2 protein-coding genes are annotated in these 1,544 nt (G+C 47.4%); both read right to left on the bottom strand.

From position 1 onward, the window contains the following. Positions 1 to 80 precede the first annotated feature (80 nt). Positions 81 to 998: a hypothetical protein gene (locus BLW10_RS13545; RefSeq protein WP_143117100.1), complete on the bottom strand. Its 918-nt coding sequence runs from the start codon at positions 996 to 998 to the stop codon at positions 81 to 83. A gap of 153 nt (positions 999 to 1,151) precedes the next feature. After that, positions 1,152 to 1,544, bottom strand: a 393-nt coding sequence (locus BLW10_RS13540; RefSeq protein WP_143117099.1) for a transposase, incomplete at its 5' end; no start/stop codon positions are given.

Here is a 1,544-nt window from a genome sequence, read left to right as displayed (position 1 = left end):
CAATACAAAAGCGAGCTGCGTTCTTTGCTGACAGAGAATTTTTCTATTATCGGTTAATTGTCAAAAACGAAAAATCGGTATCAGGTTAGTATATACAGACGCGCTGAATTAAGTCCGGTAGTTCCTACTAATTGCGTATAAGTTGTAAATGTTAAATCCTGACCGGCAACATCGAACACATTATCTGCGGCTTCTGCATCAAGCAGAGCATGATCGGCAGTAATTTCGACCGAATCTGCATCATCTTGCGTGCCCTCACTGAGCGAATAACCGAGCATCGAACTTGCAAATCGCTCACCTTCATCGCCCGCTGTATCACGCTCCCCATTCAAATACGCATCAATGCTATGACCCAATTCTTCTAGCAATACGCGATTAAGCAACGGCGCATGGACATCACCACTTAACCATGTTTGATTTAAATAAATAACCGGCGCATCATCCGCACCCTGACCAACAAATGCACCAAGCTTGCCTTGAATCGCGTGATCCTCGATTAACTTAATATCGACCTGATAGTGACCATCTAACAATGCTTGACGCAGATTAGCCGCTGCATCCAGCCATTCCGGTGTTGGCGCTATCTGTTCACCATTAAATACTGTCAATAACTGCTGCTCAAAATCAGCTTGCTGCGCAAAATCCTGTAACTGTTGCTCGACAATCGACAGCGCCTGATTGATTAAAGACTGGCTCGAATCACTGCCGGATCCATCAATCACCGCATCACTATGCGCCTGTTCTTCACCCGTTATCGTCGGCAGTGTCGCGCTGATAGCAGCGGTTGCTGTCACAGTTGATTCAGCAGGCGGCGGCGTTGGAACAGTGGGTGTTTCAATCGCAGGCGGTGCTGGTGGAAGGAATGTTTCCACATCCGGCGTATCCACATGCTGCACGGTTGTCGCCGCCGCGCCATCAAACATAAAACGCGGTTCGAGTTTCAATAATTGAAAACGTGATTGGGGGCGAGTCGAACGAGTGGTGTGCTTGCTGGACATGGGAATAACCTGCCGTATTAAAGCGAATAATGAGACATGCGCCCCGTTTTATACAAACGGAGCATGACGCAAACCATCAAAAACTCAACTCACGAATCAGAACAATCAATATCGGTTTTAGAGGCTGTCTAGAAACTGGCAAATCAGTTTTTTCTAGCCAGCGGCTAATTTATAGCGAACTTGATTATTGCAAATTTGGCGAAGCAACAATCGACTAGACGCTAAGTAAACTTGAGACTCACTAGAGGTTGGCTTACGCTCGTAATCTTTACTCAATCGGCGCGAGCGTCCAAGCCAAGCGAATGTTCTTTCAACGACCCAGCGACGTGGCAAGACATGAAAACCTTTGCGACCAGTGTGTTTCCGAACAAGAGTGAGCGTACAGGCAAACTGCTTAAATACCCATTCAATCAGTTCTGCGCCGGCGTAGGCGCCATCCGTCCAAATAATGTTGACGGATTGAAGGAGTAAAAATAAGCGTGCGATGACTTCGCGTGCGGCGGTACCATCAAAGATGTTGGCGGCATGCACGCACACGACAAGCAC

Source organism: Allochromatium warmingii, from assembly GCF_900107145.1.
GTDB classification, from domain to species: Bacteria; Pseudomonadota; Gammaproteobacteria; order Chromatiales; family Chromatiaceae; genus Thermochromatium; species Thermochromatium warmingii.
The sequence above is the reverse complement of the archived record's forward strand: the minus strand, read 5'-3'. Positions and strand labels throughout refer to the sequence as shown.

Bases quoted from the DNA above. Each gene is read 5' to 3' on its own strand.
- BLW10_RS13545 (WP_143117100.1), bottom strand. From the start codon at position 998: ATGTCCAGCAAGCACACCACTCGTTCGACTCGCCCCCAATCACGTTTT.